This window comes from Streptomyces sp. NPDC050161, assembly GCF_044460025.1.
Taxonomy (GTDB): Bacteria; Actinomycetota; Actinomycetes; order Streptomycetales; family Streptomycetaceae; genus Streptomyces.
This window is the reverse complement of sequence record NZ_JBITJM010000017.1, coordinates 36,284-53,328: the sequence shown is the minus strand read 5'-3', so window position 1 is coordinate 53,328 and position 17,045 is coordinate 36,284. Positions and strand designations below refer to the sequence as shown.

Here is a 17,045-nt window from a genome sequence, read left to right as displayed (position 1 = left end):
CGGCGCGCGCCAATCGGCCGCCACCGGGCGGCAATTGGCCTCACTCCTCCTGCTTCGCCGCGTTCTCCCTGTTCAGGTAGTTGTAGACGGTGAACCGGCTGACACCCAGCGCGCCGGCCACCGTCTCCACGCCGTGCCGCACGGAGAACGCCCCGCGCGCCTCCAGGATCCGCACCACGGACTGCTTGGTCTTCCGGTCCAGATCGGCCAGCGGCATGCCGTGCCTGCGCTGCAATTCGGCGAGAAGGTGATCCAGCGAGTCCGACAGATGCGGCAGGCGCACCGCGACCCGCTCCTCACCCTCCCAGGCCAGCACGACGTCGTCACCCCGGGCGAGGCCGGGCGCGACCATCTGGCCGCCCATCGCGTCCACCAGCGGCTTGACCGCCTGGACGAACGGGTGGTCGGCGGGCTCCGTCACCTGGCGCTCCCCTCGGACCGTGCCGCATCAGCCGACTCCGCGATCACGTTGACCTGGAGGGAGACCCGGGTGGCACCCGCCTCCAGGGTGTCCCGCAGCAGGGCGCCCACCGCGTCGAGCACCCGCTCCGCGCCGCCTTCCGCGGTATTGCCGAACGGGCCGACGTCGACGGCGTCGAGACCGGCGCCCGTGACGATCTCCCGCGCCACCACCGCATGGGCCGGCGCCTCGTCCAGGTCGAACGGTTCCGTCGTGAACTCCACTCTCAATCGCACGCCGTTCAACCTACGCGGGCGCCGCCCCCACCACCAGAAATCCGCCCGCCCCCCTCTTGACAGCCCCCGCGACGGCGAGGCAGAGTTCCGTTACGTAGAAAATAAGTTCCACTATCCGGAAAGGGCGCCGGGTCTTATGGGTTTCACGGAGACGCGCTTCAACGTCAACCTGTCGATTCTGTTCACCGAGTTGCCGCTGCTGGAGCGCCCGGCCGCGGCGCGGGCCGCGGGCTTCACGGCGGTGGAGCTGTGGTGGCCGTGGGTCGACGCACCGGTGCCCGAGCAGGCGGAGCTGGACGCGTTGCGTGACGCGCTGAACGATGCCGGTACCCGCCTGGTGGGCCTGAACTTCTACGCCGGGCAGCTGCCAGGACCCGACCGCGGCGCCCTGTCGGTGCCGGGGGCGGAGTCGGAGAAGTTCCGGGCCAACGTTCCGGTGGCCGTGGAGTTCGGCCGGTCGCTCGGCTGCACCACCTTCAACGCCCTCTACGGCAACCGCGTCGAGGGCGTGCCGGCCGCGGAGCAGGACGCACTGGCCCTGGAGAACCTCGCCTTCGCCGCCCGAGCGGTCGGCGCGGTGGACGGGACGATGCTGATCGAAGCGCTCAACGCGCCGGAGTCGCCGGCCTGCCCGATCGTGTCGGCACCGAAGGCCATCGAGGTCGTCGACGCGGTGAACGCCGCGACGGGCCTCGACAACACCCGTTTCCTGATGGACCTCTACCACCTGTCGATGAACGGCGAGGACCTCGAAGAGGTCATCGACCGCCACACCGGCAGGACCGCGCACGTGCAGATCGCCGACAACCCCGGCCGCGGCGCACCCGGCACCGGGTCGCTGGACTTCTCCGCGCTGCTGGAGCGGCTGCGCAAGAACGGCTACCGGGGCTGGACCGGCCTGGAGTACAAGCCGGGCGACGGCCCGTCGGCCGGCGCCTTCGGCTGGCTCCCGGCGCCGCTGCGCGCAGCGAAGTAGCCGCCATCCGCGGGCAGTTGGGCCCGCGTTGTCGTTTCGGACCGCTGGATGCTGAAAGAGGCTTTTCGATGAGCAGTCTTCCCGAGATCGCGTGGATCGGTCTGGGCATCATGGGCTCCCCCATGGCCGAGAACCTGATCAAGGCCGGCTATCACGTGACCGGCTACACCCTGGAGCAGGAGAAGCTGGAGCGGCTGGCCGCGGCCGGCGGCACCGTGGCCGGCTCCGTCGCCGAAGCCGTGGCCACCGCGGACGTGGTGATCACGATGGTGCCTGCGTCCCCGCAGGTCGAGGCCATCGCCTACGGGCCCGACGGCATCGTGGAGAACGCCAGGTCCGGTGCGCTGCTGATCGACATGTCCTCGATCACCCCGCAGACCAGCATCGACCTGGCGCAGGCCGCGGCGGCCCGCGGGATCCGGGTGCTGGACGCCCCGGTCTCCGGCGGTGAGGCAGGCGCCGTCGAAGCGGTCCTGTCGATCATGGTCGGCGGTGAGCAGAGCGACTTCGACGCCGCCAGGCCCGTCCTGGAGGCGCTGGGCAAGACCATCGTGCGGTGCGGACCGCACGGCGCGGGGCAGACCGTCAAGGCCGCCAACCAGCTCATCGTCGCCGTCAACATCCAAGCCTGCGCGGAGGCGGTCGTCTTCCTGGAGAAGTCCGGCGTCGACCTGGGCGCCGCCCTCGACGTCCTCAACGGCGGTCTGGCCGGCTCCACGGTCCTGACCCGCAAGAAGGACAACTTCGCGCGCCGCGACTTCGCCCCCGGCTTCCGCATCGACCTGCACCACAAGGACATGGGCATCGTCACCGACGCGGCCCGCACCGTGGGCGCCGCGCTGCCCGTCGGCAGTCTCGTCGCCAGCCTCGTCGCCTCGCTCCGCGCCCAGGGCGACGGCAGCCTCGACCACTCCGCACTCCTCCGCGGCGTCGAGCGGCTCTCCGGACACCCGACCGCGCCCTGAGCGGCATGACGGCGCAACGGGTTCCCCCACTCCGCGCGGCCGTGCGCTCCCTGCGGCAGGCCGGCGTGGACACCGTCTTCGGCTGCCACGGGCCCACGCTCCGGCCGCTGTACGCGGCGCTGGCCGCGGAGGGCATCGCGCACCTGCGGGTGCGGCACGCGGAAAGCGCGCCGCACATGGCGATCGGCTGGGCCCGCACGCGGGGACGGGCCTCGGTCGCGGCGGTGCCCGCCGGGCCCGGTGCCACGCGGGTGCTGCCGGGGCTCGCCCTCGCGCTGGCCGACGCGGTGCCGTTGGTGTGCGTCGTCGGCGCCCCCGGCTCCGGTGGCGAGCGCGCCGCCGGGGCGCCGGATCTGGTCCGGCTCGCCCGCCCGCTGTGCAAGTGGACGGTACGGGTCGATGGGCCCGCCCGGATTCCGTGGGCCTTTCGCGAGGCCCTGCGGACCGCGCAGGAGGGACGGCAGGGGCCGGTCCTGATCGAGTTGCCGGCCGAGGTGGCAGCGGCGGAGACCGGGGCGGCGGGGCAGGACGCCTGGCCGCCCGCCGGGGAGGCACGGCCCTGTCCGTCGGCCGGTCCGTCCCCCGCGGCCGTGCCGGACGCCGTACCGCCGCCCGCCGTGGTGCGGGAGGTCTGCGAGCTGTTCGGCACGGAGAACGACGCGTATGTCGTCGGGGCGTCGGCGCCCGCCTGCGCGACGGACGGGCCAGGACCGCGCCGCCGAGCGGTCGGCGGCCCCGGTGGCCCGCCGGGCTGGGAGGTGCCGACGGCCATCGGCGTCCGTACGGCTCTGGGCGACCGGTCCGCGACGCCGGACGGCGGGGCGGCCGAGGTGGTGGCCGTCATCGACGAGCAATTCCCGGCGCTGGCAGGCGAGTTGGCCCTCGCGGCACGGTACGGCGTCCCGCTCGTCCTGCTGATGCTGCACCCCGCGCTGCACGGCCTCGGGCCCGGCCCTCCGGACGGTGACGTCGAAGACGCGTTCCTCACGGACCACGTGAAGCTCGTGGCGGCGTACGGCTGCGCGGGCCGCCGGGTCGCGGATCCGGCCGAGCTGCGGTCGGCGGTCACCTGGGCGCGCAAGGAGTCCTTCTCCACCCGGCGTCCGGTCCTCGTGGAGGTCGGCTACGACCCGGCGGAGCGGGCCCGGTGCGGGGCTGCGGCCGGGTCCTGCACCTGAGTTCACCCCCGGGACCTCGGCCCCGGACCCGGACTTCCGGGCGGTGGTCGCGCTGACACCTGTCCTGTCGCGCCCAGGCGCGGCCACCGCCCGGAACACCCCTCGGCTTTGTTTCAACAAACTGTTGACGTTTGGTCGGAGCGCTTCTTACGCTCCGACACGCGGAAGCCAACTTCCGCGCTCTCGTACGGAAGGTCACCATGACGAAGCCCACGCTGACGGCGCGCACGCTCACCACGGAGGCTGGCGCCCCCGTCGCCGACAACCAGAACTCCGCCACCGCCGGCGTCGGTGGCCCGATGCTCCTCCAGGACCAGCAGCTGCTGGAGAAGCTCGCCCGTTTCAACCGTGAGCGCATCCCGGAGCGCGTGGTGCACGCCCGCGGGTCCGGCGCGTACGGCCACTTCGAGGTGACCGACGACGTCACCGGCTTCACCCGCGCCGACTTCCTCAACACCATCGGCAAGCGCACCGAGTTGTTCATCCGCTTCTCGACGGTGGCCGACAACCTCGGTGGCCCGGACGCCGCGCGCGACCCCCGCGGGTTCGCCGTGAAGTTCTACACCGAAGAGGGCAACTACGACCTGGTCGGCAACAACACCCCGATCTTCTTCATCAAGGACGCGATGAAGTTCCCCGACTTCATCCACTCGCAAAAGCGCGACCCCTTCACGGGCAAGCAGGAGCCGGACAACGTCTGGGACTTCTGGGCGCACTCCCCCGAGGCCACCCACCAGGTCACCTGGCTGATGGGCGACCGCGGCATCCCGGCCTCCTACCGCCACATGAACGGCTACGGCTCGCACACGTACCAGTGGACGAACGCCGCGGGCGAAGCCTTCTTCGTCAAGTACCACTTCAAGACGAACCAGGGCATCCGCTGCCTCGACGCCGAGCAGGCCGCCGCGCTGTCCGGCACCGACCCGAACAGCCACCAGACCGACCTGCTGCAGTCCATCGAGCGGGGCGTCTACCCGTCCTGGACGCTGTACGTGCAGGTCATGCCGGCCGCCGAGGCCGCGGACTACCGTTTCAACCCGTTCGACCTGACCAAGGTGTGGCCGCACCGCGACTATCCGCTCCAGCGCGTCGGCCGGCTGGTCCTGGACCGCAACCCGGACAACGTCTTCGCCGAGGTCGAGCAGGCCGCCTTCTCGCCGAACAACTTCGTGCCCGGCATCGGCCCGTCCCCGGACAAGATGCTCCAGGGCCGGCTGTTCGCCTACGCGGACGCGCACCGCTACCGCCTGGGCATCAACCACACCCAGCTGCCGGTGAACGCGCCCCGGGCCACCCGCGCCGACAACTACGGCCGGGACGGCCTGATGGCCACCAACGCCTACGACCGGCACGCCAAGAACTACGAGCCCAACTCGTACAGCGGCCCCGTGGAGACGAACAAGGCGCTCTCCGCCCCGCTCGCCGTCGCCGGTCACGTCGGCACCCACGAGGCACCGGCACACGCCAAGGACGACGACTTCTTCCAGGCGGGCGAGCTGTACCGGCTGATGTCGGACGACGAGAAGCGGCGCCTGGTGGACAACATCGCGGGCGGCCTCGCGCAGGTCGGCCGGGACGATGTGATCGAGAAGAACCTGGACCACTTCCGCGCGGCCGACCAGGAGTACGGCGAGCGCGTCGAGGCCAGGATCCGCGAACTGCGCGAGGACTGACGGGAGGTCAGCACCCTCGCGCATCCGCGCCGGACGGTCCGCTGAGGGGTGGCCGTCCGGCACGGAGGGGGGGAAGCGCGGCGCTCCGCGGCATCCGGGAGCACCGGTGCGGTGGCAGCGGCCCGCCCGGCAGAAAGCGGCGGGCACTCTCCGCCGCGGAGCCCGCCTCCTCCGCAGCTTCCCCCACGACTCCGTCCGGTGGCGCGATGTCCTGTCGCGCCCGATGCGCGCCACCGGGCGGTACCCCTTCGGGGCGGCAGCCGGTTCCCGTGAACCGGCCCCCGGCGCCCGGCTGTTGGCGCTGCCGGGCACCGGCGCGCGGCAAGCGCCCGCGTATGCGCCGTGTGCGCCGCACATCGCTTCCTGGCCGCACCATGCTCCCCCGGTGTCTCCTGCCCCCCGTGGCGATCGGCGCGAATGTGCCTCCGGCTCCTGCATTTGGAGAGACCATGGAGGTCAACAGCAGAGCAGAGCCGCCTGCCTGCCGACCTACCGCCAGGAGCGACCATGGCCGACAGCGTGCCGGTGCGGTGCCCGACGTGCCGCCGCGAGAACGCCTTCACCCCGCCCACCTTCCCCTGCGCCTGCGGGGCCCCGCTGACCCTGCCCGTGCTGCGCGGCGGCGTGCCCGTCGAAATCGTGCACCGCACCTGGCAGGGCTCGTGGGTGGCGGTGCAGTGCGACAGCTGCGGCCGTCAGGACGAATGGCCGGCGCCCGAGTCCGGCTGCGTCTGCGGCACGGTCGTGCGCATCCCCGTCGTGCCGGCGCCCGCGCCGCCGCCCGTCGCCCGCCGCTCCCCCGGACGCGGGCCGCGCACCCCGGCGCCGTCGGCCACCGCGCCGCCCGCGGTGCTCAGGCCGGCCTTCCGCCCGGTCACGATCCGTACGGCCAGGGACTGTGTCACGGCCGCCGCGCAGTACCTGAAATGGCTGGGGTTCACGGACGTCGGCAGAACCCAGGAACGGACCGCGTCCGGTCTCGACCTGCGCGGCAGCGGAGTGGTGGCGCAGGTCGACCCGACCACCCGCTCCACCGCGCTCCGCGAGATCGAGTGCGTCTGGCTCAACGGCCTCCACGACTCGGCCGTCGCGGTCTTCTTCTCCCTCGCCGGCTACGCGCGCGACGCCCGCTCCCGGGCCGACGACCTCTACCTCCCGCTGTTCGTCATGGACCTCACGGGCACCCCGCAGCCCGTCAACGACCCGGCCGACGACCTGATCAGGCACGGCGCAGCGGGACGCTGACGGCGGGGCAGCGGGGCAGCGGCGGAAAACCGGTCGCGCCGGTACGGCCGTCGCGGCGACACTGGCCGGATGATCATCCGTACCGCCACGTCGGCCGAACTCCCCGCCCTGCGCGCCATCGAACGCGCCGCCGGAGCGCCCTTCCGCGAGCTGGGCATGGCATCGGTCGCGGACGACGAGCCGCCGTCGCTCGCGCAGCTCGCGGCGAGCCGGGACGCCGGGCGGCTGCTCGTCGCGTGCGAGGGCGGGGCGCCGCTGGCGTATCTGATGTGGGAGCCGGTCGACGGCGCCACCCACATCGAGCAGGTGTCGGTGGATCCCCGGCACGCCCGCCGCGGTATCGGCCGCGCGCTGATCGACCGGGCGGCGCGGGACGGCGGCGCGGCGGCGCTGACCCTGACCACCTTCCTCGACGTGCCGTGGAACGCGCCCTACTACGCCAGGATCGGCTTCCGGCTGCTCGACGACGCGGAGCTGACACCGGGCCTGCGGGCGATCCGCGCGCAGGAGGCGGCGCTGGGCCTGGACCGCTGGCCGCGCGGCTGCATGCGCCGCGAGCAGGACAGCTGACCGCGACGGGGCCGTTGCGGTGCCGGGTGCGGGCCGGGTGCGGGCCGGGTGCGCAGGTCACCAGGCCCGGACGCCTGACGGAACGTCAGCGAACGCTACGGGCACGCCATAATGCGGTCATGATCGATGCCGAAGCGCTGCGGGCCGCCTGCCTGGACCTCAACGGGGCGACGGAGGAGTTCCCGTTCCCCCGGAACCCCGACGTGTGCACCTTCAAGGTCGGCGGCAAGATCTTCGCGCTGACCGTCGTCGGAGCCGTGCCGCCGACCGTCGGCCTCAAGTGCGACCCCGAGGTGGCCAGGCAGCTGCGCGAGGCCCACCCGGAGGTGGTGCCGGGACACCACCTCAACAAGCGGCACTGGAACACCGTTCACCTGGACGGCGGCCTCGCCGACCGCGCGGTGCTCGACATGATCGAGGACTCCTACGACCTGGTGGTCGCGTCCCTGCCGCGCGCACAGCGGCTGCGTCTGGACTGGCCGGGCGAACGCTGACGGCGGCACCGCCCCGTCCGTTACGACGCCGCGCCCCGCCCCGCCGCCAGCCGCTCGCGCAGCTCGATCTTGCGGACCTTCCCGCTGACCGTCATCGGGAACGCGTCGAGGATCTCCAGCCGGCGCGGGATCTTGAAGTGGGCGAGCCGGGAGCGGCAGAAGAGCGTCAACTCCTCCAGGGTCAGCGGGGCTTCGGCGTCCCGGAGGATGACGCAGGCGGCGATCTCCTCGCCGTACTTCGCGTCCGGCACGCCGACCACCTGAACGTCGGCGATCTTGGGGTGGGAGTAGAGGAACTCCTCGATCTCCCGCGGGTAGACGTTCTCGCCGCCCCGGATGATCATGTCCTTGATGCGGCCGACGATCCGCACGTAGCCGTCGTCGTTCATCACCGCCAGATCACCGGTGTGCATCCAGCGCGCCGCGTCGATCACCTCGGCGGTGCGCTCCGGTTCCTCCCAGTAGCCGAGCATCACGCTGTAGCCGCGGGTGCACAGTTCGCCGGTGCCGCCGCGGGGAACGGTCACGCCGGTCGCCGGGTCGACGACCTTGACCTCGATGTGCGGCAGGACCCGGCCCGCCGTCGCCGTGCGGTGCTCCAGGTCGTCGTCGCGCCGGGTCTGGGTGGAGACCGGCGAGGTCTCGGTCATGCCGTAGCAGATGGAGACCTCCGCCATGTGCATCTCGGCGACCACCCGCTTCATCACCTCTTCGGGGCACGGCGAGCCGGCCATGATGCCGGTGCGCAGCGAGGTCAGGTCGTACGCGGCGAAGTCGGGGTGGTCCAGCTCGGCGATGAACATCGTCGGTACGCCGTAGAGCGAGGTGCAGCGCTCGTCCTGGACGGCCCGGAGGGTCGCGGCGGGGTCGAAGGACGGTGCGGGGATGACGATGCAGGCGCCGTGCGAGGTGGCGCCGAGGTTGCCCATCACCATGCCGAAGCAGTGGTAGAAGGGCACCGGCAGGCACACCCGGTCCTGTTCGCTGTAGCCGACGGTCTCGCCCACCCAGTAGCCGTTGTTGAGGATGTTGTGGTGGGAGAGGGTGGCGCCCTTGGGGAAGCCGGTGGTGCCCGATGTGTACTGGATGTTGACCGGGTCGTCGGCGGACAGCCGTGCCGCGCACGCGTCGAGCCGCTCCTGCGGTACGGCGGCGCCGGCCGTCAGCAGTCCGCTCCAGGTCGGGTCGCCGATGTAGATCACGTCGCGGAGGGCCGGGCAGTCGGCGCGCACCTGCTCGGTCATCCGCCGGTAGTCGCTGGTCTTGTGGCGGGTCGCGGAGACCAGGACCTGGATCCCGGCCTGCCCCAGGACGTACGCCAACTCGTGCACCCGGTATGCCGGGTTGATGTTGACGAGGATCGCGCCTATCCGGGCGGTCGCGTACTGGACGAGGACCCATTCCGCGCAGTTGGGCGACCAGATGCCGACCCGGTCGCCGGTGGATATGCCCTTGGCGAGCAGCCCCCGGGCCACCTCGTCGACCGCCCGGCCCAGTTCGGTGTACGTCCAGCGCCGCCCCGAAGCGACCTCGACCAGCGCCTCCCGGTCGCCGAAGCGCGCGATGGTGTGATCCAGATCGGCGCCGATGGTGCGGCCGATCAGCGGCTGCTCGCCTGCCCCGCTCGCGTACGACAGGGCGGTGTCCGGTGCCTTCAACGGTAGTTCTCCTCCCGGTACTCGGCGCCGCCGTCGCCCAGCGCGGTGCGTTCGCGCAGTTCGATGCGGCGGATCTTGCCGGAGACGGTCTTGGGCAGGTCGGCGAACTCCAGCCGCCTGATGCGCTTGTAGGGCGCGAGCACCTCGCGGGAGTGCGCGAAGAGCAGCTTGGCGGTCTCCGGGCCCGGATCCCAGCCGTCGGCCAGCACGATGTACGCCTTCGGTACGGCGAGCCGCAGCGGGTCGGGGGCGGGGACGACCGCGGCCTCGGCGACCGCCTCGTGCTCCAGCAGGGCGCTCTCCAGCTCGAACGGCGAGATCTTGTAGTCGGACGCCTTGAAGACGTCGTCGGCGCGCCCGATGTAGGTGAGCCGGCCGTCCGCGTCGCGGGAGCCGATGTCGCCGGTGCGGTAGAAGCCGCCCGCCATCGCCTCGGCGGTGCGGGCCGGGTCGCCGTGGTAGCAGGCCATCAGGCCCACCGGGTGGCTGGAGAGGACGAGCGCGATCTCGCCCTCGTCGGCCGGTGCGCCGGTGACCGGGTCGAGCAGGACGACGTCGTAGCCGGGGGTGGGGCGGCCCATCGAGCCGGGAGTGACGGGCTCGCCCGGGGTGTTGGCGACCTGGACGGCGGTCTCGGTCTGCCCGAAGCCGTCTCTGATCGTGACGCCCCAGGACGTCCTGACCTGCTCGATGATCTCCGGGTTGAGCGGTTCGCCGGCCGCGACGATCTCCCGCGGCGGGTGCCGCAGCGCCGTCAGGTCGGCCTGGATGAGCATCCGCCACACCGTGGGCGGGGCGCAGAAACTGGTCACCCGCGCCCGGTCCATCTCGGCCATCAGCCGGGCCGCGTCGAAGCGCGTGTAGTTGTGGATGAAGACGGTCGCCTCGGCGTTCCACGGGGCGAAGAGGTTCGACCAGGCGTGCTTGGCCCAGCCCGGCGACGAGATGTTCAAGTGCACGTCGCCGGGCCGGAGTCCGGTCCAGTACATCGTCGCGAGGTGCCCGATGGGGTAGGAGGCGTGGGTGTGCTCGACGAGCTTGGGGCGGGCCGTGGTGCCGGAGGTGAAGTACAGCATCAGCGAGTCGTCGGCCCGGGTCTCCCCGGTCGGCCGGAAAGCGTCGGAGGCTTCCGCGGTCTCCTCGTACGCCAGCCAGCCGGCCGCCGCGCCGCCGACCGCGATCCGGGTGTAACTGCCGGGCACGGTCGCGAACTTCGCGGTGTCATCGGCGCGCACCACGACGTGCCGTGCCTTGCCCCGGGTGATCCGGTCGGCGAGGTCAGCGGGGCCCAGCTGGGGAGTCGCGGGGATGACCACGGCGCGCAGCTTCATCGCGGCCAGCGCGGTCTCCCACAGTTCCACCTGGTTGCCGAGCATGACGAGGATCCGGTCGCCGGGCCGTACCCCTTTGCCGGCAAGCCAGTTGGCGACCTGGTCGGAGCGCCTGCGCATGGCGTCGAAGGTGACCCGGGTCTCGGAGCCGTCCTCCTCGACGAGGTGCAGGGCGGTGCGGTCGTTGCCGCGGGCGATGTCGTCGAACCAGTCCAGCGCCCAGTTGAAGTGCACGGGCCGGGGCCAGCGGAACTGCGCGCGCGCGGCGTCGTAATCCTCACGGTGCCGCAGCAACAGGTCACGGGCCGCCCGGAACTCCCGTGTCGCGCCCGGCGAGTGGCCCATCACTGTGCTGTCCGTGTCCGTCATGCGTCCTCCTCATTGCCCCGCGACTCCGTGTCATCGTGTAATCAGTGACATAGGTCTCACCACCCCCGAACGGGGGGAAGCGGAGGTGTCGAGGTGCGCGTCGGGTCGGGGTCGGACGAGTCCGTTGACGTAGGGGCGGCGCTGGCGCGGCTGCGCCGGGCCAGCGGGGTACCGGTGGCGTTCGGCGGACTGCTGGCCGGTGGTGGCCGCTTCCGGATCAACGAGCTGTCCGGGACCGCGACCACCGCGCTGCGCGGACTCAGCATCCACCACGGCAACGGCCTGGGCGGCAAGGCGGTGGTGCTGTGCCGCCCGTTCGCGGTGACCGACTACCGCGCCTCGTCGGTGATCAGCCACGAGTACGACGCGGCGGTGGCGGCCGAGGGCCTGCGGTCGGTGCTCGCGGTGCCGGTGGTGGTGCGCCGGCGGGTGCGCGGGGTGCTGTACGGCGCGCTGCGCCACCCGCTGCGGCTGGGTGACGGCCCGCTGTCCGCGGCGATGGAGGCGGCCCGCGAGCTGGAACAGGCGCTGCTGCTCCAGGACGAGGCGGCCCGGCTGCTGTCGGTGTCCCAGCAGCCGACCGCCGCCGACCCCGCCATGTGGGAGGAGGTCCGCGAGGCACACGGCGACCTGCGGTCCCTGGCTCAGCGGGTCACCGATCCGCTGCTGCGCCAGGAGATGCTGGCGGCCTGCGGCCGGCTCGCCGCGGCCTCGTCCGGCGGCACCGCACCGGCGGGCGAACGCCCCGCGCTCGCACCGCGCGAGGTCGACGTCCTGACGTGCGTGGCGTCCGGCGCCACGAACGCGCAGGTGGGCGAGCAGCTCGGGCTGCGCCCCGAAACGGTGAAGTGTTATCTGCGCTCGTCCATGCGGAAGTTGGGGGCACACACCCGGATGCAGGCGGTCATCGCGGCGCGACGGGCGGGGCTGCTGCCGTGACGCGCTGCGCCGGGGACGCGTCCCCGGCGCCTGCCCCCTCCTCCCCCTCCGGCGCGCACGCCGCCAGCAGCTCCGCGATCCCCGCGGGCGGCGACGCCCTGCGCACCACGAGATGGGTGGTGAGTTCCATGCCCGGGTCGCGGAAGGGCAGGAACGCCACCCGCGGGACGCTCAGCCTGCGGGCGTGCGCGGCGTAGACGACGGTCCACAGGCCGTCGTCGGGCCCGCAGGCGCCGATCGCCGCCAGGGTGTCCTGGAGGGCGCCGGGGGCCGGGCCCGGCACGGGTGCGAAACCGGCGTCGTGGCAGGCGGTGACGACCAGGTCGACGAGGGCGCGGTTGGTGCGGCGTTCGGTCAGTATCAGGGGCACCGGCGCGAGTTCGGCGAGCGAGACGTTGCCGGGCGACGCGGCCAGCGGATGCCGGGCCGGGACGACGGCGACCAGCGGGTCCTGCCACAGCGGGATGGCACGCAGCCCGTCCCGCCCGCCACCGGCCGGCTCGCCGCGGATGAACGCGGCGTCCAGCTCACCGGCCGCGACCCGGTCGAGCCGCTGCGAAGCGGGCAGCGAGACCAGTTGCACGGCGCACTCCGGCGCCCGCTCGGCGAGTGCGTCCAGCACCCGGTCGAGATGGGCGCCGAGGCCGGTGCTGGTGCCCAGGCGCAGGGTGCAGGACCGGGTGGCCGCCAGGCCGGCGACGGTCGCGCGGGCGCGTTCCTCCGCGGCGAGCAGCGCCCGCGCCCCCGGCAGGAACCGCGCCCCCGCTTCGGTGAGCCGCACCTGCCGCGCCGACCGGTCGAACAACTCGACCCGCAGCTCCCGCTCCAGCCTCCTGACCTGCTGGCTGACCGCGGACTGCACGATGTGCAGCCGCTCGGCCGCCCGCCCGAAGTGCAGTTCCTGCGCGACCATGACGAAATACCGCACCTGCCGCAGTTCCATAACTCCCCCTGGGCACACGCCCCCGCTCCCGGCACCGAACGCCTGCTACGGCGCCGGACACACCCCGGTCGATTCCCCGGCCACCGCCGCTATTCCCATTGCCGCGGCACCCGCTCCCCGCCATCATCCCCTCATGATCGATGCCACCGCACTCTCCGAGAAGCCGGTGCTGGCCGGTGCCCGCATCCGGCTCGCGCCGCTGTCCATACGCCACGCGACCGCCTTCCACGCCGCGGCGCTCGACCCGGAGACCCGCCGGCTGACCGGCTGCCACCACGAGTTCACGCTGGAGGAGGTCCAGCAGTGGTGCGCAGGTTCCGCCGACCGCGCGGACCGCCTCGACCTCGCCATCGAGGACCGCGAAACCGGCCGCTACCTCGGCGACCTCGCCCTGATGGCCATCGACCCCGACAACGCCCACGGCACGCTGCGCATCCTCCTCGTCCCCGGCGAAACCGGCCGCGGCCTCGGCACCGAAGCCATCCGCCTCCTCCTGGAGTACGCCTTCGACCGCGTCCGCCTGCACCGCGTCCAACTGGAGGTCTTCACCTTCAACGAACGGGCCCGCCGCACCTACGAACGCTGCGGCTTCGAGGTGGAGGGCCGGATGCGGCAGGCACTGTTCTGGGGTGGGGAGTGGCATGACGTGTGGGTGATGGGGGTGGTGAGCAACCGAAGCTCGTAGGGAGGCAGTTGGAGTCCGCGCAAGCAGACGACGGATCCCGTTTCTCCCCCAGCCGTCCCACTATGCTGAGCCACATGACGGACGGCATGCGCATCGGCTTGATCTCCTTCGGCGTAGCGGAGTTCGCCACGCTGCGTGAGACGTGCGTCGACAGCGGCCACGATCCCGTCGTCTACGCCTACTCCCGTTCGATGCGCCCCCGTACGCCTACAGACGAGGAAGCGTCCCGGACCGCAGGCCGCATCACCGCCGCGCTACCCGCGGGAACGGACCTGCTGCTGCCGGGCAGCTCCGAAGGTCTTGGCGCCGCACTGCGCGGATACGCCATCGATCTTCTCGTCTGCTACGGGTTCTCATGGCGGCTGCCACGCTCCGTGCTGCGCATCCCGCGCTACGGCGCGGTCAACATCCACTGCTCGATGCTTCCCAAGTACCGTGGCCCCGCTCCGGTGTTGTGGGCGATCCGCAACGGTGACACGCATCTCGGCATGACGGTCCACCGCATGAATGAGGAGTTCGACGCCGGTCCCGTCCTCGCCCAGCAGGACGGCATTCCCCTTCCGGACGACGTGACCCCCCAGAGCCTGTGGACCGGACTGTCCCCGGTGCTGCGCAGCTTGCTCAGCACCGCCCTGGAGCGGGTACCGGACCCGTCTGCCGGTGAACCGCAGGCCCCCGACGGCGTCAGCCACGCGGGGCTGCTGGAGCCGGAGTTCTCCGTCGTCGACCCGGCCAAGACCGCACGCGAGGTGCACAACCAGGTGCGGACCTTCCACTTCATGGGCCCGCACCTCGGCCCTGTCACCGTCATCGACGGCCGCCCCCTGAAGGTCCTGCGGACCAGCCTCACCGCAGCCGACGGCCTCCGCCTCGACTGCGCCGACGCCCCCATCTGGATCACCGCATCGGAGCCCGTGGCCGCACACTGTTAGGGCCCGTCGCCACCCAAGCTCCGCGCCACACGCTCGGCCAGCGAGACCGCCTGCGGATCACTGAACGGACCGAGGAGGATCAGCGCCTCCTGCCGGACGGCTCGGGCCTCTTCGTGCTCGCCAGGAGGGCCGAGTGCGCCGGCGAGGTGTTCCAGAGCGTTCGCGAGCTGCCAGCGGGCGTCGAGCCCACGGTAGGTGGCAACCGCACGGCGGTTCAGCTTCGCTGCCTCTTCGAAACGCCCCAGCACCTGGCACGCTTCGCCTGCACCGTCCAGCGCGGCAGCCTCCCTGGCGGCGTCGCCGAGCCGCCGCTGCACGGCGGCCGACTCCCGGAAGAGGCGCAGTGCCTCCTCAGGATTCCCGCGCGCGCGTTCAACCTTCGCCGACTCCGCCAGCCAGTGCCCCCGCCAGACGTGGTTGTCCTCATCGTCGGCGATCGACAAGGCCGCGCCGATTGCGCGGCAGGCCGCTTCAAGGTCTCCTGCTTCCCGCCGTGCCCAACTGAGCAGGAACAGAGCGTTGCCCTCGCCGAAGTGGTCGCCGAGTGCGCGGAAGTCGGCGAGCGCCTGCTCAACGATCTCTCCGGCCTCCGTGCCCCGGCCGAGTTCACACAGGGTCTCCGCGAGGTTGCTCCGCATCAGCGCCGTCCAGCGACGGTCTCCCAGTTCGCGGAAGATCTCCGCGCTGTCCTCGAAGTGGCGTGTGGCCTCGTCGAGTCGGCGGCGGCGCAGGGCGAGCAGACCGAGTGCGTTGATGGACACCGCCGTGCCACGCTTGTCTCCGATGCGTCGGCGCACGGCGAGTGCGGCGCGGTGGCATTCCTCGGCTTCGTCGAGCCGCAGTGCCTGGAAGGCGGCCTTGCCCAGGTTTTCGAGCGCCTCCGCCTCGCCGGTCTGCTCGCCGGCACGCGCCGCGGCATCAACGGCGATCCTGGCGGTCGTCACCCAGTCCTCGAACGCGTTGTGGTGCATATAGACGGCCCGCAGCACCACGGCGAGTCGCCAGGCGATGCCGGGGAATTCGGTGTCGGCGGCGACGTGGACAACGGTGACCAGGTTGGCGCTTTCCGTGCGGTACCACTGGAACGCGGCGTCATAGCCGTCGAAGTGGAGTTGCGTGGCGGGCGCGGGGATCCGGTCGTCGAGGTCGTAGCGGTCGAACGGCGCGATGGCGCATTGCGCCGCGTACGCGGTGTGGAGATACCAGGCAAGACAACGTCCGAGGATCTCGGCCCGGTCCGCCTCGCTCTCCTCCTGGCGGACCTGCTCGGCCGCGTACGCCCGCAGAAGGTCGTGAAACTCGTAGCGCCCCGCAGGGCGCCGCTCCAGCAGATGCGCGCGGACCAGCGTGTCCAACAGCACGCGTGTTTCCTGCAGTTCGGACCCGGCAAGGTTCGCGACAGCCGGGAGACCGAACTCGTTTCCGGGGTGCAGGCCCAGAAGACGGAACAATCGGGCCGCGGGACCGGGCAGCGCCTGGTACGACCACTCGAACACGCTGCGCATCGCGTCGGACCCCTCCTCGGCATCGGCTGTCAGGATGCTCCATCGTGCCGACTCATCGCGCAGTTCGTCGATCAGCTCGCCGAGCGGCAGCGCCGGCCGCCCCGCTGCGCGTTCGGCGGCGATGCGCAGCGCCAGCGGCAGTCCCGCGCACAGCCGGGCCAGCTCCGTCAGTTCGGAGCGCCGGTCACGGGTCCGGTAGTCAGCGGTGGTGGCGCGGAGCAGCGCCACGGCGTCCGTGGTCGGGAAGGTCATGAGCTCCAAGCGCAGTGCGCCCTGTTGCACGACCAGGCCGGACAGATCGTCCCGGCTGGTCACCACGACGAGGCACGCGGCGGTCGCCGGCAGCAGCGGGCGGACCTGCGTGCTGTGAGCCGCGTTGTCGAGGACGATCAGCATGCGCCGGTCCGCCAGCAGCGACCGGAACATCGTCTCCCGCCGCTCCCGTTCGGCCGGCACACGGGCGGAGGGGACGCCGAGATCTTCGAGGAAATTCCCCAGTATCTCCTGCGGCGACGCCGGAGAACCGGCGGAATGGCCGCGCAGGTTGGCGTAGAGCTCGCCACCGGGGAAGTGCGTCCGGATGCTGTGCGCCCAGTGCAGGGCGAGCGAGGTCTTGCCGACCCCGGCTGTTCCGGTGATGACCGCAACACGTACGACGTGCGGTTCATCATGATCGCTCGCCATGAGACTGCCGAGGCGGGCCCGCTCGTGGAACCGGTTCACGAAATGGCGGACGGCACCCCGGAGTTGATGGGGTACGACGGTCGGGGCGAGGGCTGGCTGTTGATGGAAGTGCACCCCGCCGTGGACTTCTCCTGCCTGCACGACGGTGTGCGCCGATGCCGAGCCTTCGAACCGGTTGATGTGCCCCGCTTCCTCATCCATC

At 72.0% G+C, this 17,045-nt stretch carries 15 protein-coding genes and 1 pseudogene; 10 read left to right on the top strand and 6 right to left on the bottom strand.

Translation table 11 applies throughout. The features are described 5' to 3' along the window. Nucleotides 1-40: 40 nt before the first annotated feature. A complete protein-coding gene (locus tag ACIBK8_RS25325; protein ID WP_393682086.1) occupies nucleotides 41-421 on the bottom strand; it encodes a helix-turn-helix domain-containing protein in 381 nt (126 codons plus the stop codon). Then, complete coding sequence (locus ACIBK8_RS25320) at nucleotides 418-696, bottom strand: hypothetical protein (protein WP_399044148.1); 279 nt, start codon at nucleotides 694-696, stop codon at nucleotides 418-420. Before ACIBK8_RS25320 ends, ACIBK8_RS25325 begins: the two co-directional genes overlap by 4 nt. Nucleotides 697-832: 136 nt before the next feature. Here ACIBK8_RS25320 and ACIBK8_RS25315 point away from each other — a divergent pair, with 136 nt between their 5' ends. The 7 genes and pseudogenes from ACIBK8_RS25315 (at nucleotide 833) to ACIBK8_RS25285 (ending at nucleotide 7,797) form a co-directional block, all read left to right on the top strand. Further along, nucleotides 833-1,672: a TIM barrel protein gene (locus ACIBK8_RS25315; protein WP_399044147.1), complete on the top strand. Its 840-nt coding sequence runs from the start codon at nucleotides 833-835 to the stop codon at nucleotides 1,670-1,672. A 68-nt stretch (nucleotides 1,673-1,740) separates the two neighbouring features. Further along, complete coding sequence (locus ACIBK8_RS25310; RefSeq protein ID WP_399044146.1) at nucleotides 1,741-2,637, top strand: 2-hydroxy-3-oxopropionate reductase; 897 nt, start codon at nucleotides 1,741-1,743, stop codon at nucleotides 2,635-2,637. Between the two features lie 5 nt (nucleotides 2,638-2,642). Continuing rightward, a complete protein-coding gene (locus ACIBK8_RS25305) occupies nucleotides 2,643-3,815 on the top strand; it encodes a thiamine pyrophosphate-binding protein (RefSeq protein ID WP_399044145.1) in 1,173 nt (390 codons plus the stop codon). Nucleotides 3,816-4,030: 215 nt separating this feature from the next. Then, the gene (locus tag ACIBK8_RS25300) at nucleotides 4,031-5,488 is read left to right on the top strand and encodes a catalase (RefSeq protein WP_399044268.1); all 1,458 of its coding nucleotides are present in this window, start codon (nucleotides 4,031-4,033) and stop codon (nucleotides 5,486-5,488) included. 507 nt (nucleotides 5,489-5,995) lie between these two features. Next, nucleotides 5,996-6,733: a hypothetical protein gene (locus ACIBK8_RS25295; protein ID WP_399044144.1), complete on the top strand. Its 738-nt coding sequence runs from the start codon at nucleotides 5,996-5,998 to the stop codon at nucleotides 6,731-6,733. Nucleotides 6,734-6,778: 45 nt separating this feature from the next. Beyond that, a pseudogene (locus ACIBK8_RS25290) lies at nucleotides 6,779-7,303 on the top strand (GNAT family N-acetyltransferase); the annotation flags it as partial. A 119-nt stretch (nucleotides 7,304-7,422) separates the two neighbouring features. Next, complete coding sequence (locus tag ACIBK8_RS25285; RefSeq protein WP_399044143.1) at nucleotides 7,423-7,797, top strand: MmcQ/YjbR family DNA-binding protein; 375 nt, start codon at nucleotides 7,423-7,425, stop codon at nucleotides 7,795-7,797. A 20-nt stretch (nucleotides 7,798-7,817) separates the two neighbouring features. Here ACIBK8_RS25285 and ACIBK8_RS25280 read toward each other — a convergent pair whose 3' ends face one another. Continuing rightward, nucleotides 7,818-9,455 carry an AMP-binding protein gene (locus ACIBK8_RS25280; protein WP_399044142.1) on the bottom strand — a complete coding sequence of 546 codons (1,638 nt, stop codon included), beginning with the start codon at nucleotides 9,453-9,455 and terminating at the stop codon, nucleotides 7,818-7,820. Then, entirely contained in the window at nucleotides 9,452-11,155 is a 1,704-nt protein-coding gene (locus tag ACIBK8_RS25275; RefSeq protein WP_399044141.1) for an AMP-binding protein, read from the bottom strand. Before ACIBK8_RS25275 ends, ACIBK8_RS25280 begins: the two co-directional genes overlap by 4 nt. Before the next feature lie 93 nt (nucleotides 11,156-11,248). Between ACIBK8_RS25275 and ACIBK8_RS25270 the strand changes: the two genes are divergently transcribed. Continuing rightward, the gene (locus ACIBK8_RS25270) at nucleotides 11,249-12,094 is read left to right on the top strand and encodes a response regulator transcription factor (RefSeq protein ID WP_399044140.1); all 846 of its coding nucleotides are present in this window, start codon (nucleotides 11,249-11,251) and stop codon (nucleotides 12,092-12,094) included. Here the strand turns inward: ACIBK8_RS25270 and ACIBK8_RS25265 are convergent. Continuing rightward, nucleotides 12,060-13,037, bottom strand: coding sequence for a LysR substrate-binding domain-containing protein (locus ACIBK8_RS25265; protein ID WP_399044139.1), 978 nt, complete (start codon nucleotides 13,035-13,037; stop codon nucleotides 12,060-12,062). The two genes, ACIBK8_RS25270 and ACIBK8_RS25265, sit on opposite strands and share 35 nt — an antisense overlap. 133 nt (nucleotides 13,038-13,170) lie before the next feature. On the opposite strand from ACIBK8_RS25265, the gene ACIBK8_RS25260 reads away from it, so the two are divergent. Both ACIBK8_RS25260 and ACIBK8_RS25255 read left to right on the top strand, forming a co-directional pair. Further along, nucleotides 13,171-13,722 carry a GNAT family N-acetyltransferase gene (locus tag ACIBK8_RS25260; protein ID WP_399044138.1) on the top strand — a complete coding sequence of 184 codons (552 nt, stop codon included), beginning with the start codon at nucleotides 13,171-13,173 and terminating at the stop codon, nucleotides 13,720-13,722. 74 nt (nucleotides 13,723-13,796) lie between these two features. Next, nucleotides 13,797-14,654, top strand: coding sequence for a methionyl-tRNA formyltransferase (locus ACIBK8_RS25255; protein WP_399044137.1), 858 nt, complete (start codon nucleotides 13,797-13,799; stop codon nucleotides 14,652-14,654). Here the strand turns inward: ACIBK8_RS25255 and ACIBK8_RS25250 are convergent. Continuing rightward, entirely contained in the window at nucleotides 14,651-17,044 is a 2,394-nt protein-coding gene (locus ACIBK8_RS25250; RefSeq protein ID WP_399044136.1) for an ATP-binding protein, read from the bottom strand. The genes ACIBK8_RS25255 and ACIBK8_RS25250 overlap by 4 nt on opposite strands. Nucleotide 17,045: the final 1 nt, after the last annotated feature.

Excerpts from the sequence above, each read along its gene's own strand:
- ACIBK8_RS25315 (WP_399044147.1), top strand. The coding sequence starts at position 833 with ATGGGTTTCACGGAGACGCGCTTCAACGTCAACCTGTCGATTCTGTTC.
- ACIBK8_RS25310 (WP_399044146.1), top strand. The coding sequence starts at position 1,741 with ATGAGCAGTCTTCCCGAGATCGCGTGGATCGGTCTGGGCATCATGGGC.
- ACIBK8_RS25305 (WP_399044145.1), top strand. The coding sequence starts at position 2,643 with ATGACGGCGCAACGGGTTCCCCCACTCCGCGCGGCCGTGCGCTCCCTG.
- ACIBK8_RS25295 (WP_399044144.1), top strand. The coding sequence starts at position 5,996 with ATGGCCGACAGCGTGCCGGTGCGGTGCCCGACGTGCCGCCGCGAGAAC.
- ACIBK8_RS25285 (WP_399044143.1), top strand. The coding sequence starts at position 7,423 with ATGATCGATGCCGAAGCGCTGCGGGCCGCCTGCCTGGACCTCAACGGG.
- ACIBK8_RS25275 (WP_399044141.1), bottom strand. The coding sequence starts at position 11,155 with ATGACGGACACGGACAGCACAGTGATGGGCCACTCGCCGGGCGCGACA.
- ACIBK8_RS25265 (WP_399044139.1), bottom strand. The coding sequence starts at position 13,037 with ATGGAACTGCGGCAGGTGCGGTATTTCGTCATGGTCGCGCAGGAACTG.
- ACIBK8_RS25260 (WP_399044138.1), top strand. The coding sequence starts at position 13,171 with ATGATCGATGCCACCGCACTCTCCGAGAAGCCGGTGCTGGCCGGTGCC.
- ACIBK8_RS25255 (WP_399044137.1), top strand. The coding sequence starts at position 13,797 with ATGACGGACGGCATGCGCATCGGCTTGATCTCCTTCGGCGTAGCGGAG.
- ACIBK8_RS25250 (WP_399044136.1), bottom strand. The coding sequence starts at position 17,044 with ATGGATGAGGAAGCGGGGCACATCAACCGGTTCGAAGGCTCGGCATCG.